We start from the raw sequence: 16,658 nt of genomic DNA on the forward strand, positions 1-16,658 counted from the left end.
GGGTTCCAAGGGCCTTTCGGCCCTTGGCGGGGGTGCAGGGGGCAGAGCCCCCTGCTAGGCCGGAACGCGTCGTCGCGGCGCCGTCTGCACGACGGGTGCGAGGTCCTCGGCCTCGTAGGACCGTCGCTGCTGCTCGCCCGGCGGCACCCCGTACAGCGTCGTCCGCTGCTGCGGCGTGCGGCCGACGCCGCGGATCAGCGCCTCCATTGCCTCGGGCGGGAATTCCTGGCCGTGCTGGGTGCCGGCGGCGCGGCTGATGCTCTCGTTCATCAGCGTGCCGCCCAGGTCGTTGGCGCCGGCCCGCAGCGCCAGGGCGGCGCCTTGCGGGCCCATCTTCACCCAGCTTGTCTGGATGTTGGTGATGTGCGGGTGCAGCACGAGGCGCGCCACGCTGTGCATGAGCACGGCTTCGCGGAAGGTCGGGCCGCGCCGGGCCTGGCCGCGCAGGTACATCGGCGCTTCCATATGGACGAAGGGCAGCGGCACGAATTCGGTGAAGCCGCCGGTCTCCGCCTGCAGGTCGCGCAGCGCCAGCAGGTGGCGGGCCCAGTTCAGCGGGCCTTCGACATGGCCGAACATGATGGTGCTGGTCGTGCGCAGGCCGAGGGAATGCGCCGTGCGCGCCACCGCCAGCCATTGCGCGGTGTCGATCTTGTCCGGGCAGATGATGGCGCGGATCTCGTCGTCCAGGATCTCGGCGGCGGTGCCGGGCAGCGTGCCGAGGCCGGCCGATTGCAGCCGCGCCAGGTAGTCGCGCAGCTTCAGGCCGAGCGTCGCCGCGCCCTGGGTGATCTCCAGCGGCGAGAAGGCGTGGATGTGCATCTCCGGCAGCGCGGCGCGGATGGCCTCGCAGATCGCGACATAGGTCTCGCCGGTATAGTCCGGGTGGATGCCGCCCTGCAGGCAGACCTCGGTGGCGCCGCGGGCCCAGGCTTCCTCGGCACGGCGGACGATCTCGGCATGGTCCAGATCGTAGGCCGGGCCGCGCAGGGCTTCGTGCGTCTTGCCCTTGCTGAAGGCGCAGAAGCGGCAGCGGTAGCCGCAGATATTGGTGTAGTTGATGTTGCGGTTGACGACGTAGCGGATGGTCTCGCCGGAGACGGCGGCGCGCAGCGCATCGGCGGCGGATGTCACATGCGCCTGGTCGGCATCGCGCGCGGCGAACAGCCGGATGATGTCGGGCGCATCCAGCCGCGCGCCGCCGGCGGCGCGTTCCACCAGGCGGGCCAGGCCGGCCTCGGCGGCGGGCAGGCGCGGGGCGGGCAGGGCGGGCGGCGTGCGCTCGCCGGGCGACCAGGCATCGCCGCGGGCGAGGCCCTCGGCATCCGCGGCGCGGCGAAGGGCAGTGGCGACCTCGGGCGCGAACCAGGTGTCGGGCGCGCGGACATGCTCCGGATAGGCCGGCAGGCGCGGCACCAGCACCTTGCCCGCCTCGGCGGTGCGCACGGCCAGGTCTTCCAGATGCGGCCAGGGCGCTTCCGGGTTCACATGGTCCGGCGTCACCGGGGAGACGCCGCCCCAGTCGTTCAGCCCGGCCGCGACCAGCCGCTGGTAGACGCCGGGCGAGAGGTTGGGCGGCGCCTGGATGTTCATCGCCCCGCCCAGCACCACCCGCGCGGCGGCGATGGTCCAGAGCAGGTCGTCGAGGTCGGGCTCCGGCGCCTCGGCCAGCTTCGTCCGCGGCTTGGCGCGGAAATTCTGGATGATGACTTCCTGGATATGGCGGTGGCGCGCATGCAGGTCGGCGATGGCGCGCAGCGCCTCGATGCGCTCGGCGCGCGTCTCGCCGATGCCGATCAGGATGCCGGTGGTGAAGGGCACGCGAAGCTCGCCCGCGAGGCGCAGCACCTCCAGCCGCGCCTCCGGGTGCTTGTCGGGGCTGCCATGGTGGACGCCGCCGGGCTCGCAGAGCCGGGCGCTGGCGCTTTCCAGCATGATGCCCTGGCTGGCGGTGACTTCCCGCAGGGCGGCGATCTCGTCGCGGGTCATCACGCCCGGGTTGGCATGCGGCAGCAGGCCGGTCTCGCGCAGGACGAGGCCGCACATCGCCGCCAGGTAGCTGTTGGTGGTGGCATGGCCGAGCGCCGCCAGCGCCTCCCGTGCCTGGCGCCAGCGCAGCTCCGGCTTGTCGCCCAGGGTGAACAGCGCCTCGGTGCAGCCGGCGGCGGCGCCGGCGCGGGCGATGGCCAGCACCTCCTCGGGCGAAAGGTAGGGATTGCGGCCGGGGCGCGGGGTCTCGGCGAAGGTGCAGTAGTGGCAGACGTCGCGGCACAGCTTCGTCAGCGGGATGAAGACCTTGCGCGAATAGCTCAGCATGCGGCCATGGGCCGCGTCGCGCAGGGCGGCGGCCCGCTGCATCAGCGCGTCCAGCGTCAAGTCCTCAAGCCGGTCCTGCACCCTTGCGCTCCCCCGCTCCTGCCCGTCATCGTGGGGCGGGCACCCCGCCAATGCAATGCGGGGCCGGGGCGGATCGCCGCAGGGCAGGCATGCCCGAAGGCGTGAATCCGCCCCGCGACGGGGGCGCGGATCGCCGCAGGGCAGGCATGCCCGAAGGCGTGAATCCGCCCCGCGACAAAATCCGGCGGTGCCCGGGATGCGGGCCTACCGGGCCAGCACTGGGGAGGGGGGCAGCCATGCAGATCGGGTTTAACGCGCCCAGCGGCGGGCCGCTTGCCTCGGCGGAGGCGCTGACCCGCCTGGCGCAGGGGGGCGAGGAACTGGGCTTCGGCTATGCCACGATCAGCGACCACGTGGTGATCCCGACCGACATCGCGGCGAAATATCCCTATACCGATACGGGCGAATTCCCGGCCAGCGCGCGCGGGGAACGGCATGAGCAGCTGACCCAGGCCATGTTCCTGGCGGCGAAGACGACCACGCTGCGGCTGGTGACCTCCGTCATGGTGGTGCCGCACCGGCCGGCCATGCTGGCCGCCAAGGTGCTGTCCACCATCGATGTGCTCTCGGGCGGGCGGGTCACGCTCGGCATCGGCGCCGGCTGGCTGGAGGAGGAGTTCGTCGCGCTGCAGGCGCCCGACTTCGCCGCCCGCGGCCGCGTGACGGACGAATACATCCTGGCGGCCAAGGCGCTCTGGACCCAGCCGCGGCCCGCCTACGAAGGCGAGTTCGTCCGCTTCCGCGACATCACCTTCGAACCGAAGCCGGTCCAGAAGGGCGGCCCGCCCATCTGGGTGGGCGGGGAAAGCGGGCCGGCGCTGCGCCGCACCGCCCGCCTCGGCGATGCCTGGTACCCGATCGGGACCAATCCCTCCTTCCCGCTCGACAGCCTCGCGCGCTACCGCGCCGCCATCGGCAAGCTGCACGGGCTGGTCGAGAAGGAGGGCCGCGACCCGGCGAAGGTCGGCCTGGCCTACCGGGTGCAGCGCTACGGGCCGGAGGTGCCGGCGACCGCCGGCGACGGCGAAAGGCGGCTGTTCTCCGGCACGCCGGGGCAGATCGCCGACGACCTCAAGGCGATGCGCGACCTGGGCGTGCAGGCGGTGGACCTGACCTTCCCCGGCACGACCGCGGAAGAGGTGGTGGACAGCATGCGCGCCTTCCGCGACCAGGTGATGGACGGGCTCTGACCATGCGGCTCGGCATCACGCTGCGCATCGACGGGCAGCCGCATACCGACCTGGCGCTGGAAGCCGAAAGGCTCGGCTATCACAGCGTCTGGTGCGGCGAGAGCTACGGCACCGACGCGGTCAGCCCGGTCGCCTGGGTGCTGGCGCGCACCACCCGTATCCAGGCCGGCACCGGCATCATGCAGATGCCGGCGCGCACGCCGGCCTGCGCGGCGATGACGGCGATGACCCTGCAGGCGCTGTCGGGCGACCGCTTCCTGTGCGGCGTCGGTCCCTCCGGCCCGCAGGTGGTGGAAGGCTGGCACGGCCAGCCCTATGGCACGCCGATGGAGCGGACGCGGGAATACATCGGCATCATCCGCAGCATCGTGGCGCGGGAGCGGCCGCTGGAACACCAGGGGGACCATTACCGCATCCCCTATGACGGGCCGGGCGCGACCGGCCTCGGCAAGCCGCTGAAGAGCATCCTGCACGCGAAGCCGCTGCGCTTCTACTGCGCCTCCATCACGCCCGGCGGCATGCGGCTGGCGGGGGAGATCGCCGACGGCAACCTGCCGATCTTCATGTCGCCGGAAGGCGCCGACATCGTGGTGAAGCCGACGCTGGAGGGGATGGCGAAGGCCGGCAAGCCGGCCGACCTGACGCGCTTCGACATCGCGCCCTACACCCGCATCCGCATGGGGGACGACCTGCAGGCCTGCCGCGATGCCTGCAAGCCCGACCTCGCGCTCTATATCGGCGGGATGGGCGCGAAGGGGCGGAATTTCTACAACGACTACTGCAAGCGGCTGGGCTACCCGGATGCGGCGGTGGCGATCCAGGATGCCTTCCTGGCGAAGCGCCACCGCGACGCGGCGGCGCTGGTGCCCGACAAGCTGGTTGATGAGATCGCGCTGGTCGGCCCGCCCGACCGCATCCGCGGCCGGCTGAAGGACTGGCAGGCGGTGGCGAAGGACGGGAAGGTGGGCACGCTGGTGCTGGCCGGGCCGACGCCGGAGGCGATGCGGGTGGTGGCGGAAGCGGTGCTGTAGCGCCGGGCGGGGCCCGCGACGGCACCCGGTGGCATCGGGCCCGGCATCGCCGGGCGCCAGGCCGGCGATCAGTACCGCCAGCGCTTCGGCGCCGCGGCCTGCGGCGCCAGCGGGCCGGGCTTGCCGAACAGCCAGCCCTGGCCGAGCTGCACGCCAAGCTGCTGCATCAGCGCCGCATCCGCCTCGGTCTCCACCATTTCGGCGATCGTCTCGGCCCCGCAGGATGCGGCCAGGTCGCGCATGGCCATGATGAAGGCCCGCCCCCGCTCGTCCTGCGGCGCGGCGCGGACGAAGGCGCCGTCGATCTTGACGAAATCGACGCGCAGGTCGCGCAGGTAGCGGAAGGACGCGGCGCCGGCGCCGAAATCGTCCAGGCACACCCGCAGGCCGGCGGCGCGCAGCCGGGCCAGGGTGCCGGCGACCGAAGGCAGGTCCTCGATCTCGGCGGTCTCCGTCACCTCCAGCAGCAGCCGGCCGGGCGACAGGCCGGCGGTGCGGGCCAGCAGCGCCTCGGCGAAGCGCGGATCCCCCAGGCTGAGGGCCGAGAGGTTCACGGCGATGGAATGCGTCGATTGCCGCAGCAGCGCCAGCGCCCGGTCCAGCACGGCGAGGTCGAGTGCCGGGGCGAGGCCCAGCGCCTCCGCCAGGGTGACGAATTCCTGCGGGTTGCCGGCCGGGTTCTCCGGGCCGGCCTCGGGGCGGATCAGCGCCTCATGGTGGCAGATGCGGCGATCCGACAGGCGGAGGATGGGCTGGTAGGCCAGCTGGAAGCGGCCCTGGGCGATCATGCCCGCCAGCGCCTGGCGATGCGTCTCCGCCTCCGCCAGCATCCCGGCCAGGCCGCCCGCAGGCACGCCCTGCACGCCCTGGCCGGCGAAGCGGGCCAGCAGCAGCCGCAGCGACTGCAGCGCCGGCTGCGCCGCCAGCCCATCCGCCGCCAGCGGGATGTTCGCCCCGGAGACCCGCGGCGCGCCGCCCGGCAGGACGCTGCCCAGCAGCCCCTCCACCGCGCCGGCCAGGCCGGACAGGTCGAGCCCGGCCGGACCCAGCAGGCCGAAGCGCCCTGCGCCGAGTTCGCCGAAGACCAGCGGCTCGCCGGCCATCTCCTCGCTCAGGTGGCGGATCTCCCGCTGCAGGCAGCCCAGCAGCCGGGCATCCAGTCTTGCGGCGGTGTCCTGCCAGTCGGCGATGTCGAGCAGGCCGAGCGTCGCCTCCGCCCCGGCGCGCAGGCTGCCCGCCGCTTCCGCCGCGAAGCCGCTGGCCGGCTGCTGCGCCGCCCTGGCGCCGCCGAGTGGCGTGGCGGCGGGGCCGATGGTGACGCAGAGCCGGTTGCCGGTGGCGTCCAGCGCCATGCCGGCCAGGCTGCAGGGCGTCTCCCGCGCATTGGCCAGGCGCAGCGTCAGCGGCGTCAGCCGGCCGCGGGCACTCAGCCCGTCCATCGCCCGGGCCAGCCGCCGGCGGTCGCGCGGCGCCACCAGGCTGTCCAGCGGGCGCCCCACCGCGTCGGCGGGCGACAGGCCGAGCAGTGCCTGGAAGGCCCCGGCCGCCCAGCCGATGCAGCCTTCGGCATCCACATCCAGCAGCAGGTCGGACGGGGTGAAGGCGAAGCCCAGCATCTCCACCAGCCGGGTCACGTCCCGCAGCACCGCCATCCAGGCGCCGTCGGTGACGCGGATGACGCAGAGCGAGAGGACGAGGCGCGGCCGGCGGCCCGGGCGTTCGATCTGCCGCTGGTCCAGCACCGGCCCGAGCGTGTCCCCGGCGGCGCGCAGCGTCGCCTCGAGGTCCGGCACCAGGTCGCGCAGGGCGTCGAACAGGTTGTCGAGCCGCGGCTCCGCCAGCAGCGGCAGCAGCAGCTGGCTGGCCATGGGGTTCAGCAACTGGATCGTGCCGTCCGGGCCGAATTGCAGCACGCCGACCGGGATGAGGTAGAGGAATTGCAGCAGGTCCTCGGCCGTCAGGGCCGGGTCCGGAGCGCCGCCGGCGACCGGCGGGGCGAGCGCGTTCACGCCGCCGCCTGCGGCGCGCGACGGCACACCAGCAGCCAGGCGTGCCGGGCTTCCGGCGCCTGCAGCAGCCGCAGCCGCACCGGCACCGGCCGCAGCCGGAAGGTGAAGACATAGTCCAGCAGCGCATCCAGCCGCGGTTCGGCGGCATAACGGCCGGCGACCAGCGGGTTGTTGCCGCAGATGCCGACGGTGCTGAAGAAGGGGCGGCCCATCACCGTCGCCGGCCGTAGGCCGGCCCTTTCGCTTTCATAGGCATTGTAGGCGGTGACGCAGCCGGCCCGGTCCAGCCGCACCACGCCGAAGGGGAGCAGGTCGAGCAGGGTCGCATCCGCCGCCTCGAGCCAGGGCAGTAGGTCAGGCGAATCGAACCCCGGCAGGACCGTGGCCGTCACGGGCATAGGCACACCCTGCGGTTCCGTACCCCGGTTGTCGTCGCCGCGGGTGAAGGAAGGCTGAAGGCGGCGGGGTTCACCCGGCGCGCTGGGCGCCGCGCATCAGCCCGGCCAGCGGCACCGCCAGCGCCGCCGTCGCCGCCATCAGCAGGAAGGCGTTGACATAGCCGATCATGCTGGCCTGCCGCTGGATCTCGTTCGCCAGCCGCAGCAGGCCGGACGTCGAGCCCAGCTCCCACTGGCTCGGCATGCCCGGCAGCACCAGGATCTCGTTGAAGGGGCTGACCAGCGCCGTCATCTGCGCATAGTTCATCGAGGTGGTGCGGATCAGCACCAGCACGGCCAGAGAGATGAACAGGCTGGACCCGAAATTCCGCATCAGCGTGAACACCGCCGACCCTTCCGCCACCTGCCGCGGCGGCAGGGTGGCGAAGGCCATCATCGCCAGCGGCGTGAAGGCGATGGACTGGCCGAAGCCCTGCAGCATGTGGCTCCAGAAGATCCCGTCCTCGGTCAGGTTGATGTCGAAGCTGGCCATCCAGAAGGCGGAGGCCGCCTGCAGCGCGAGGCCGGTGGCGATGGCCAGCCGCGGCGCCACCCGGGTGAAGGGGATCACCACGAGGAAGGCGAGCCAGTTGCCCATGCCGCGCGCCGCGATCAGCAGGCCGATGGCGTCGTGCGGGTAGCCGCGCAGGTCGTGCAGCAGGCTGGGCACCAGCGTCATGCTGGTGAAGGCCAGCATGCCCATGACCAGCGAGATCACGAGGCCGATGCTGAAATTGCGGTCCAGCAGCAGCCGCGGGTCAAGGAAGGGGTGCGCCGCCGTCAGCGAATGCGCGACGAACACCCAGAAGGCCAGCAGCCCCAGCAGGCTGCAGAGCAGGATCTCCGGCGATTCGAACCAGTCTAGCCGCTGGCCGCGGTCCAGCACCAGCTGCGCCGCCACCAGCGCCACGGACAGCGCCAGGAACCCCACCCAGTCCAGCGCCGTGGCATCCCGCCGCGTGTGGTCGCGCAGCGCGAACCAGGTGCAGGTCATGCAGGCGACGCCGCAGGGGACGATCATCAGGAAGGCGGCGCGCCAGTTCCAGGCCTCGGTCGCGATGGCGCCGAGGATCGGTCCCAGCACCGGGCCGAACACTGCGCCGACGCCCCACATGACCAGCGCGGTGGATTGCAGGTGCTTCGGGAAGGTGGTCAGCAGGATGGCCTGGCCCAGCGGCATGATCGGCGCGCCGAAGGCGCCCTGCGCCACCCGCGCCAGGATGAGCTGGTCGAGGCTGGTGGCGAGCCCGCAGGCGAGCGAGGCCAGGGTGAAGCCGGTGATGGTGCCGAACATCAGCGCCCGCCAGCCCAGCCGCCCGGCCAGCCAGCCGGTCATCGGCGTCGCCACCGCGGTCGCCGCCAGGTTCAGGGTGATGACCCAGGAGATCTCGTCCTGCGTGGCGGAGACGGCGCCGCGCACCTCCGGCAGCACTAGGTTGGCCAGGGTGATGGTCATGCCGAAGAGCAGGTTGGCGAGCTGGACCATCAGCAGGATGAGCCAGAGCCGGCCGCCGATGCTGAAGATGCCGCCCTGCGTGGCGGTGGCGGCGCTCATCCGGTCCTCCTGCCCGTGATCCTGCACCCGGGCGTGGGGGGGCGGCAACCGGGGCGACCTTGGCGGCCCCCCCTTGGCGCGGCCGCGCGGCGCGGCGCATCATCGCAGCCGCCCGCCGCACCGGAGACCGCGCCATGGCCGTCCACACGCTTCGCGCCAGCCCCGACACCACGCGCATCGGCGTCTTCGACGCGCGCTTCCCGCCGGTGCTGACCATCGCGCCGGGCGATACGGTGGAGGTGGAATGCATCTCCGGCCGGCCCGCCGTGCTGCCGAAGGAGGGCAGCGGCTTCGTGCTGCCACCGGCGCTGAAAGCGGTGGTGGACGCGAACCGCGAGCCCTGGCTTGGCCATATCATGACCGGCCCGATCGCGGTCGAGGGCGCCGAGCCGGGCGACACGCTGGAGGTGGCGATCGAGAGGATCGAGCCGGGCGCCGACTGGGGCTACAACGTCATCGCCCCGCTGAAGGGCACGCTGCCCGAGGATTTCCACGAGACCCACCTGATGCACATCCCGGTGGACCGGGCGCGCATGACCTGCAAGCTGCCCTGGGGCACCGAACTGAAGCTGGCGCCCTTCTTCGGCGTCATGGGCGTGGCGCCGCCGCCGGCCTTCGACACCATCACCTCCATCGCCCCGCGCATCCATGGCGGCAACCTGGACAACAAGGAATTGCAGGCCGGCAGCAGCCTGTTCCTGCCAGTGCATGTCCCGGGCGCGAATTTCTCGGTCGGCGACGGGCATGGCGTGCAGGGCGATGGCGAGGTGTGCGTGTCCGCGCTGGAGATGTGCCTGACCGGCACCTTCACCTTCCGCCTGCACAAGAAGACCGGCCAGGCGATGCCACGGGCGGAGACGCCGACCCACTACATCTCCATGGGCATCAACGAGGACCTGGACCAGGCGATGAAGCAGGCGGTGCGGGAGATGATCGGCTTCATCTGCGGCCGCACCAATCTCTCGCGCGAGCAGGCCTATGCCTTCTGCTCCCTGGCCGTCGATTTCCACGTGACTCAGACGGTGAACGGCGAGAAGGGCGTGCACGGCCTGCTGCCGAAGGGCGTGCTGTTCTAGGCGGTCCGATGACCGGAGGGCCGGCAGGCCCGCAGGTCTGAATCGGCCCGCACCAGATACGGTCCGATGACCGGAGGGCCGGCAGGCCCGCAGGTCTGAATCGGCCCGCCCAAAATCCGAATGGGAGGCAAGCCAATGACCGACATCCTCGGCGGCGGCGAGTTCCGCTACGAACCGGTGGAGGGCTGGGGGCAGCTGCCCGAGGGCTGGTCGCTGAAGGAAGTGGCGGCGGTCGCCGTGGACAGCCAGGACCGCGTCTATGCCTTCACCCGCGGCGAGCACCCGATCGTCGTCTTCGACCGCGACGGCAAGTTCCTGACCAGCTGGGGGGAGGGACTGTTCGGCCGCGCCCATGGCCTCCATATGGGCCCTGACGACATCCTGTGGTGCACCGACGACGGCGACCACACCGTCCGCAAATGCACGCTCGACGGCCGCGTGCTGATGACGATCGGCCTGCCGAACCGTCCCGCGCCCTTCATGTCCGGCCAGCCCTTCAACCGCTGCACCCACACCGCGCTGTCGCCGGAGGGCGACATCTATGTCTCCGACGGCTACGGCAATGCCGCCGTGCACAAGTATTCGCCCGAAGGCAGGCACCTGTTCTCCTGGGGGCGGCCGGGCATGGAGCCGGGCGAGTTCAACCTGCCGCACAACATCGTCTGCGACGATGCCGGGCTGGTCTATGTCGCGGACCGGGAGAGCCACCGGGTGCAGGTCTTCGACGGCAAGGGCAGGTACCAGGGGCAGTGGACCAACATCCACCGGCCCTGCTCGCTGTTTCTCGGCAAGGGGAAATGCCCCTGCTGCTATGTGGGGGAGCTCGGGCCGCAGCTGCCGGTGAACAAGGCCTATCCGAACCTGGGACCGCGCATCTCCGTCCTCGACATGGAGGGCAAGGTGCTGTCGCGCTTCGGGGAACTGGGCGGCGGGCCGGGCCAGTTCTGGTCGCCGCACGGGCTCTGCGCCGACAGCCGCGGCGACCTCTATGTCGCCGAGGTCAGCTTCACGGCGTACCCGCGCTACCACGACGGCAGGGCGCCGCCGCCCGAGGGCGTGCGCTGCCTGCAGAAATACCGGCGCGTCGCGTAGCTACTTCACCGCCTCGATCAGCCTCGCCCAGCGGTCGAGCTGCGGCAGGATGACATCGGCCTTGGCGGCGTCGAGCGAGAGCACCACCCGCGCGACGCCCAGGTCGCGATCGGCAAGCAGCGCGTCCCGGTCCTCCCGCACGCCCCAGATGGTGACGGGGCAGTCGGCCTCGCTGCGCCCGGCCTCGGCCAGCAGGGCGCGGAATTGCGGGACCAGCGCGGCCACATCGGCATAGTGCTGTCGCACCCGGTGCGGCATCCAGCCATCGCCGTAGCGCACCGCCCGCTTCGCGCCCCAGGGGAAGGCGCCGCCGACGATGATGGGCGGATGCGGCGCTTGCAACGGCTTCGGCCAGGTCATCATCGGGCCGAACTTCACGAATTCCCCGTGGTATTCCGGCTTCTTCTGCGTCCAGATCGCCTTCATGGCCTCGATCCGCTCGCGCGCCAGCTTGTGCCGCGTCTCGAAGGCGGTTCCGTGGTTCTCGATCTCGTCGCGGTTCCAGCCATTGCCAACGCCGAACAGGAAGCGCCCGTCGGAGATGCGGTCGATGGACGCCACCAGCTTCGCGGTCTGGATCGGGTCCCGCTGCACCACCAGGCAGATGCCGGTGCCGACCAGCAGGGTCTTCGTCGCCGCCGCCGCCGCGGTCAGCGTCACGAAGGGGTCCATGACGTCGTAGTACATCTTCGGCAGGTCGCCGCCGCTGGGATAGGCCGCGGCGCGCGACAGCGGGATGTGCGAATGCTCCGGCGCCCAGAGGCTGTCGAAGCCCCGCTCCTCCAGTGCCACGGCCAGTTCGGCCGGCGTCATCGAATAGTCGGTGAAGAACATCGCCGCGCCGACCCGCATGGCCTTCCCCCCTTCTGCCCCGCCGCCGCGGCGGGATCGCGCGGCGCCGAGAGCGCCGCGCCGCATCGATCCGCACGGCCAGGAACGACATCGCCCGGCCGCCGCCGCCCGGCGGAGCCGCTGGCCGGTGCAGGCTGGACCGCGCGGGCCGGGGCGTCCAGCCGGTGGAGGGGCGTTCACTTGCGGCGGCAAACCGGGGTAGCGTCGCGGTTGCATGCGCCTGCGCGTCAATCCCCTCCTCCTCGGCTGGGGGCTCGGCATCCTCGGCCTCGTCGCCCTGGCCGGGCTCTGGGTCCTGCTGGTACCGCCCGGCCCCAAGGAATTGCGCATCGCCGCCGGCCAGCGCGGCGGCGCCTATGCCGCGACCGCCGAGGCCTATGCCGCGGCGCTGCGCGCCCAGGGGCTGGAAGCCACCGTCGTGCACACCGATGGCGCGGTGGACAACCTGGCGCTGCTGCGGGCGCGCCGGGTCGACCTGGCGCTGGTGCAGGGCGGTTTGGCCGGCACCGCCGCGCCGGCCGAGGCGCGGGAGCGCGACGAGGGCCTCGTGTCGCTGGGCAGCGTGTTCTTCGAGCCCGCCTGGTTCTTCGTGCAGGCCGGCATGCCGGCGGTGACCCGGCAGGCGCTGCTCGGCCGGCGGATCGCGGTGGGGCCGGAAGGCAGCGGCAGCCGCGCCCTGGCGCTGGCGCTGCTGGACGCCAACGGCATCCCGGCGGACCAGGTCACCCTGCTCTCCTTCGTCGGCATGCGGGCGGCGACCGCGCTGCTGGACGGGGAGGCGGATGCGGCCTTCTTCGTCTCTGCCCAGGCGCATGCGCCGATCGCCGCGCTGATGCGGGTGCCGGACCGCGCCCGGCTGGTGGATTTCGCACCCTGGGCGGATGCCTATGCCCGGCTGCTGCCGTACCTGACGCCGGTGACGCTGCCGCGCAGCGGCTTCTCCCTGGCCGAGGACCTGCCGGAGGCCGATGTGCGGCTCCTCGCCCCCGCCGCCTATGTCGCGGCGCGGGCGGACATCAACCCGCAGGTCGCGGCGCTGGTCGCCGGCGTGATGCGCCGCACCCATGCCGACCGGCAGGGCTTCGCGGCGGAAGGCCGCTTCCCCGCCATCCTGAACCAAGAATTGCCGGTGCAGCCGGATGCCCGCCGCTTCATCGAACGCGGCCCGCCGCTGCTGCAGAGCTGGCTGCCCTTCCACTGGGCGGTCTTCATCGACCGGCTGCTGGTGCTGGCCGTCCCGGCGCTGACCGTCGCCCTGCCGCTGCTGCGCTTCGCCCCGCCGCTCTGGCGCTGGAGCGTGGAGCGGCGGATCTGGCGCCGCTATGCCGACCTGGCGCGGCTGGAAGGCCGCGTCGCCGACCCGGATGCGCCGCTGGACGATGCGGCGCGGCAGGAGGTGCTGGCGCGGCTGGCGCGGCTGGAGGCGCGGGTGGCGACGATGACGGTGCCGCATGCCTTCCTGCACCGCATCTTCACGCTGCGGCGGGACATCGCCTTCCTGCGCCGGCAGCTGGCGCGGCAGGCCTGAGCGGACCGGGCGGCGGACCGGGGCGCGCCGCGCGGCGCGTCAGGCCACCTGCAGCAGCCCGGCCAGCAGCTTCGCGCGCGGCACCAGGCTTTCCACCAGCAGATGCTCCTCCAGCGTATGGCCGCCGGCGCCCTGCACGCCCAGGCCGTCCAGCGTCGGGATGCCCATCGCGCCGGTGAAATTGCCGTCCGAGCCGCCGCCGGCGCTCTGGTGGTTGATGTCGAAGCCGATCGCCTGCGCCACGCGCCGGGCGGTGCCGTACAGCGCCATCACCCGCTCATCCGGTTCCCAGACCGGGCGGGTGACGCCGCGCGTCACCACCAGCTGCACGTCGTTGCCGGTCGGGCGCAGCGCCAGCATCTTCTCCACCGCCTGGTCCAGGTCCTCCTGCCGCTTGGCCATGGACAGGCTCTCGGCATCGCAGAAGGTGGCGACGCAGTTCACCCATTGCCCGCCCTGGATCACGCCGACCGAATAGGTCACGTCGTCGCTGGTCATCGCCTCGATCGCCACCACCTGCCGGCACATCTCCCGGATCGCGCTGCGGCCATCCGCCAGGCGGGCGCCGGCATGGCTGGGCTTGCCGATGGCGCGCAGGTTGAAGCGGGCGATGGCGTAGCGGCCGGTGACCACGCCGCCATCCGGCCGCGCCGGCTCCGGCACCAGCACCACGGCATGGCGCGCCGCCTCGGCCTCGATCAGGTCGCGGGTGCTGGGGCTGCCCACCTCCTCGTCGCTGGTCAGCAGCACCGTCACCGGGCGGCTGGTGGCGATGCCGGCCCGGATGAGCTGCCGGATCGCCTCCACCGCGATGTAGTTGCCGCCCTTCATGTCGTAGACGCCCGGCCCGTAGAGCCGGTTGCCGTCGCGCCGGAAGGGCAGCGGCGCCAGCGTGCCGACGGGGTGGACGGTGTCGAGATGGCCCATCACCAGGATGCCGGGCTCATGCGCCCGGGGATGCGGGAAGCTGGCGCGCACGCAGTCGCCGAAGCCCATGCGGCCGGGAATGGTCTCGACCCGGGCGCCGAGCAGGGCGAGGTCGCGGGCCGCCAGCGCCATCATCCGGTTCACCGCCGCGGCGTCGAAGGTCGGGCTCTCGCATTCCACCCAGGCGCGCAGGCCGGGGATCATCGCCTCGGCATCGAAGGGCAGGTCGAGGGCGGGCTGGACCATCGGCATCTCCTGGCTGGCGGCGCATGCGCGGCGGGCCGGGCCGCGGCGCCGCTGCGGCCGGCAGCCTCCCCCGCCCGCCCGGCGGCGGCAAGGGGCGGGCTGCCCCGCGCCGATCGCGGGGCCCTCTGCGCGGCGGCGTGACCTTGCTTGCCGGCCCGCGGCGCTTGGCGGATTGCACATTCAACCGGCTTCGCAATCCGCACTAGAATGCCGGCATGACCCTTCCCCTCCGCCTCGTCCCACAGGCCGGTCCCTCCGTCTGGACCGGTGCCGCGCTCAGCCCGTCCGACTGGATGCTGCCCATCGGCGGGGAGGCGGTGACGGAGATCGAGGCCGCCCTGGTCGCCCTCGGCGGCCGGGCGCCCGCCAGCGCGGCGGAGGCGCCGCTGCCGCAACTCGGCCCGCTGCTGCGCGAGGTGGCGGAACGGCTGGAGCATGGCCGCGGCTTCGCGCTGCTGCGCGGCCTGGACCTGGGGCGGCTGGCGGGCCCGGCGGCGGAAGCGGCGCTGCTGGTGCTGGGCGCGCATCTCGGCACGCCGCTGGCGCAGGATGCCGGCGGCGCGGTGATCGGCCGGGTCGCCGGTCCGGGCGCGGATCCGGCCACCGGGGCCGCCGGGCCGCTCCGCTTCCATGCCGATCCCGCGGATGCGGTGGCGCTGCTCTGCCTGCGGCAGCCGCGGGTGGGCGGGCAGGTGACGCTGGTCTCCGCGCCGGCGCTGCACAATGCGCTGCTGAAGGCGGACCGTGCCGCGCTGGGCGTGCTGCATGGCGGGCTGCCGCACCGCCATGCCGGCGGCGATCCGCTGCTGCTGCCGGTGTTCAGCACGGCCAGCGGCAGCTTCGTCGGCCGCTACGATGGCGATGCGCTGGAGGATGCGGCGCTGGAGCCGGCGCAGCGCGCGGCGCTGGCGGCGCTGAAGGATGCGGCGGCGGCGCCGGGCCAGGCGCTGACCCTGTCCCTGCATGCCGGCGACCTGCTCCTCCTCAACCCGCATCTGGTCTGGAAGCAGGTTTCGGCGATGGCGGCGCCGGCCGAGGATGCGCGCGAGCTGCTGCGGCTGTGGCTCTCCACGCCCGGGTCCCGCGCGCTGCCGGAAAGCTTCGGCGCGGTCTTCGGCACGACGGCCGCCGGCGCCCCCCGCGGCGGCGTACCGGTCGCGCCGGGTCTCGTCGGCGGCTGAACTCAAGGTTTCCAAGGGCCCTTCGGCCTTTGGCGGGTGAGGTCCGGGGAGGGCAGCGCCTTCCCCGGGAACGGGGGAGCGAGGGCATGCGCCTGCTGGTGGCGAACGCGAACACGACCGAGGCGATCACCGAGCTCTGCGCCGCCTCGGCCCGCGCCGCGGCGGCGCCGGGGACGGAGATCATTCCCGCCACGCCGCGCTTCGGCCCGGTGGTGATCGCCACCCGGGCGGAGGGGGCGATCGCCGCGCATGGCCTGCTCTCCCTGCTCGCGGAGCATGCGGGGAGAGTGGATGGCGTGCTGCTGGCGGTCTCGCACGACACCGCGCTGGAGGCGGCGCGGCAGCTGCTGCCCTGCCCGGTGGTGGGCATGACGGAGGCCGCCTGCTTCGCCGCCTGCCTGCTGGGCGGCCGCTTCGGCCTGGTGACGATGGGCAGCGTCGATGTCTATCGGGAGCGCATCGCGCAGCATGGCCTGGCGGGGCGGCTGGCGGCCCTGCGCGGCATTGCGCTGACCCCGCAGGATGCGGTGCGCGACCCGGAGGCGGTGGCGCTGGAGATGGATGCCGCCATTGCCGCCGTGGTGGCGGAAGGGGCGGATGCCGTGGTGCTGGGCGGCGCCGCCCTGGCCGGCATGGGGCCGCGGCTGCAGCGGCATGCCGCGGTGCCGCTGCTGGACGGGATCGCCTGCGGCGTGAAGCTGCTGGAGATGCTGGTCGCCCTCGGGCTGCCGAAGCCTGTCGCCGGCAGCTATGCCGCGCCGCGCGGGCGGGAGACGCTCGGCCTCGACCCGGCCCTCGCCGCGCTGCTGCGCGGCGGCTGAAAACGGTTCCGCGCGGCTGCGCGGTCGCTGAGGGAGGTTCCGCGCTGCTGCGCGCCGGCTGAAGGACGTTCCGCGCGGCTGCGCCGCGGCTGAGGACGGTTTCCCGCTTTCGCGCGGCGGCCGGGACCCTGGCCAGCGGCTGGCGGCGGCGGCAAGGTCGTCTCGCCGCCGAATCGCCAGGGAGCCCCGCGTGCCGCGCCGTCTTGCCCTGGGTCTGGCCGCGCTGCTGCTGGCGCTGACGGGGCTGGCGGCGGGCGCCGTCGCCTGGCTCGGCCGGGCGGAGCTGGCGCCGCTGGCCGCGCCGCGCCTCGCCGCC

Annotated in this window: 13 protein-coding genes; 7 read left to right on the forward strand and 6 right to left on the reverse strand. The window is 73.0% G+C overall.

Annotation, left to right across the window (positions count from 1 at the left end):
* Positions 1–54: 54 nt before the first annotated feature.
* Positions 55–2,397 carry a 5-amino-6-(D-ribitylamino)uracil--L-tyrosine 4-hydroxyphenyl transferase CofH gene (gene cofH, locus E2C05_RS10525; RefSeq protein WP_200305350.1) on the reverse strand — a complete coding sequence of 781 codons (2,343 nt, stop codon included), beginning with the start codon at positions 2,395–2,397 and terminating at the stop codon, positions 55–57.
* A 236-nt stretch (positions 2,398–2,633) separates the two neighbouring features.
* Here cofH and E2C05_RS10530 point away from each other — a divergent pair, with 236 nt between their 5' ends.
* On the forward strand, positions 2,634–3,587 hold the full coding sequence (locus tag E2C05_RS10530) for a TIGR03619 family F420-dependent LLM class oxidoreductase (RefSeq protein WP_158292047.1): 954 nt from the start codon (positions 2,634–2,636) through the stop codon (positions 3,585–3,587).
* Positions 3,588–3,589: 2 nt separating this feature from the next.
* Entirely contained in the window at positions 3,590–4,618 is a 1,029-nt protein-coding gene (locus tag E2C05_RS10535) for an LLM class F420-dependent oxidoreductase (RefSeq protein ID WP_133219579.1), read from the forward strand.
* Positions 4,619–4,686: 68 nt separating this feature from the next.
* On the opposite strand, the gene E2C05_RS35120 is transcribed toward E2C05_RS10535, so the two are convergent.
* The 3 genes from E2C05_RS35120 to E2C05_RS10550 form a co-directional block, all read right to left on the reverse strand.
* The gene (locus E2C05_RS35120; RefSeq protein WP_133219580.1) at positions 4,687–6,627 is read right to left on the reverse strand and encodes an EAL domain-containing protein; all 1,941 of its coding nucleotides are present in this window, start codon (positions 6,625–6,627) and stop codon (positions 4,687–4,689) included.
* Complete coding sequence (locus E2C05_RS32915; protein WP_158292048.1) at positions 6,624–7,019, reverse strand: hypothetical protein; 396 nt, start codon at positions 7,017–7,019, stop codon at positions 6,624–6,626. The genes E2C05_RS35120 and E2C05_RS32915 overlap by 4 nt, the downstream gene beginning before the upstream one ends.
* Positions 7,020–7,095: 76 nt before the next feature.
* Entirely contained in the window at positions 7,096–8,619 is a 1,524-nt protein-coding gene (locus E2C05_RS10550) for a DHA2 family efflux MFS transporter permease subunit (protein ID WP_133219581.1), read from the reverse strand.
* A 134-nt stretch (positions 8,620–8,753) separates the two neighbouring features.
* Here E2C05_RS10550 and E2C05_RS10555 point away from each other — a divergent pair, with 134 nt between their 5' ends.
* Together E2C05_RS10555 and E2C05_RS10560 are read left to right on the forward strand one after the other, a co-directional pair.
* Positions 8,754–9,695 (forward strand): acetamidase/formamidase family protein, encoded by a 942-nt coding sequence (locus tag E2C05_RS10555; protein ID WP_133219582.1) that lies wholly within the window; start codon positions 8,754–8,756, stop codon positions 9,693–9,695.
* Between the two features lie 135 nt (positions 9,696–9,830).
* Positions 9,831–10,787: a peptidyl-alpha-hydroxyglycine alpha-amidating lyase family protein gene (locus tag E2C05_RS10560; RefSeq protein WP_133219583.1), complete on the forward strand. Its 957-nt coding sequence runs from the start codon at positions 9,831–9,833 to the stop codon at positions 10,785–10,787.
* Here the strand turns inward: E2C05_RS10560 and E2C05_RS10565 are convergent, their stop codons facing one another.
* Positions 10,788–11,639, reverse strand: a complete 852-nt coding sequence (locus E2C05_RS10565; protein WP_133219584.1) for an LLM class F420-dependent oxidoreductase — start codon at positions 11,637–11,639, stop codon at positions 10,788–10,790.
* A 214-nt stretch (positions 11,640–11,853) separates the two neighbouring features.
* Here E2C05_RS10565 and E2C05_RS10570 point away from each other — a divergent pair, with 214 nt between their 5' ends.
* Positions 11,854–13,167 carry a TAXI family TRAP transporter solute-binding subunit gene (locus E2C05_RS10570; RefSeq protein ID WP_133219585.1) on the forward strand — a complete coding sequence of 438 codons (1,314 nt, stop codon included), beginning with the start codon at positions 11,854–11,856 and terminating at the stop codon, positions 13,165–13,167.
* Positions 13,168–13,206: 39 nt separating this feature from the next.
* On the opposite strand, the gene E2C05_RS10575 is transcribed toward E2C05_RS10570, so the two are convergent.
* Positions 13,207–14,340: a M20/M25/M40 family metallo-hydrolase gene (locus E2C05_RS10575; RefSeq protein WP_133219586.1), complete on the reverse strand. Its 1,134-nt coding sequence runs from the start codon at positions 14,338–14,340 to the stop codon at positions 13,207–13,209.
* A gap of 215 nt (positions 14,341–14,555) precedes the next feature.
* Between E2C05_RS10575 and E2C05_RS10580 the strand changes: the two genes are divergently transcribed.
* Together E2C05_RS10580 and E2C05_RS10585 are read left to right on the forward strand one after the other, a co-directional pair.
* Positions 14,556–15,521 (forward strand): TauD/TfdA family dioxygenase, encoded by a 966-nt coding sequence (locus E2C05_RS10580; RefSeq protein WP_133219587.1) that lies wholly within the window; start codon positions 14,556–14,558, stop codon positions 15,519–15,521.
* Positions 15,522–15,607: 86 nt separating this feature from the next.
* On the forward strand, positions 15,608–16,342 hold the full coding sequence (locus E2C05_RS10585) for an aspartate/glutamate racemase family protein (protein WP_133219588.1): 735 nt from the start codon (positions 15,608–15,610) through the stop codon (positions 16,340–16,342).
* Positions 16,343–16,658: the final 316 nt, after the last annotated feature.

Origin of the sequence: Paracraurococcus ruber (genome assembly GCF_004353985.1) — a bacterium.
In the GTDB taxonomy this organism is placed as follows: domain Bacteria; phylum Pseudomonadota; class Alphaproteobacteria; order Acetobacterales; family Acetobacteraceae; genus Paracraurococcus; species Paracraurococcus ruber.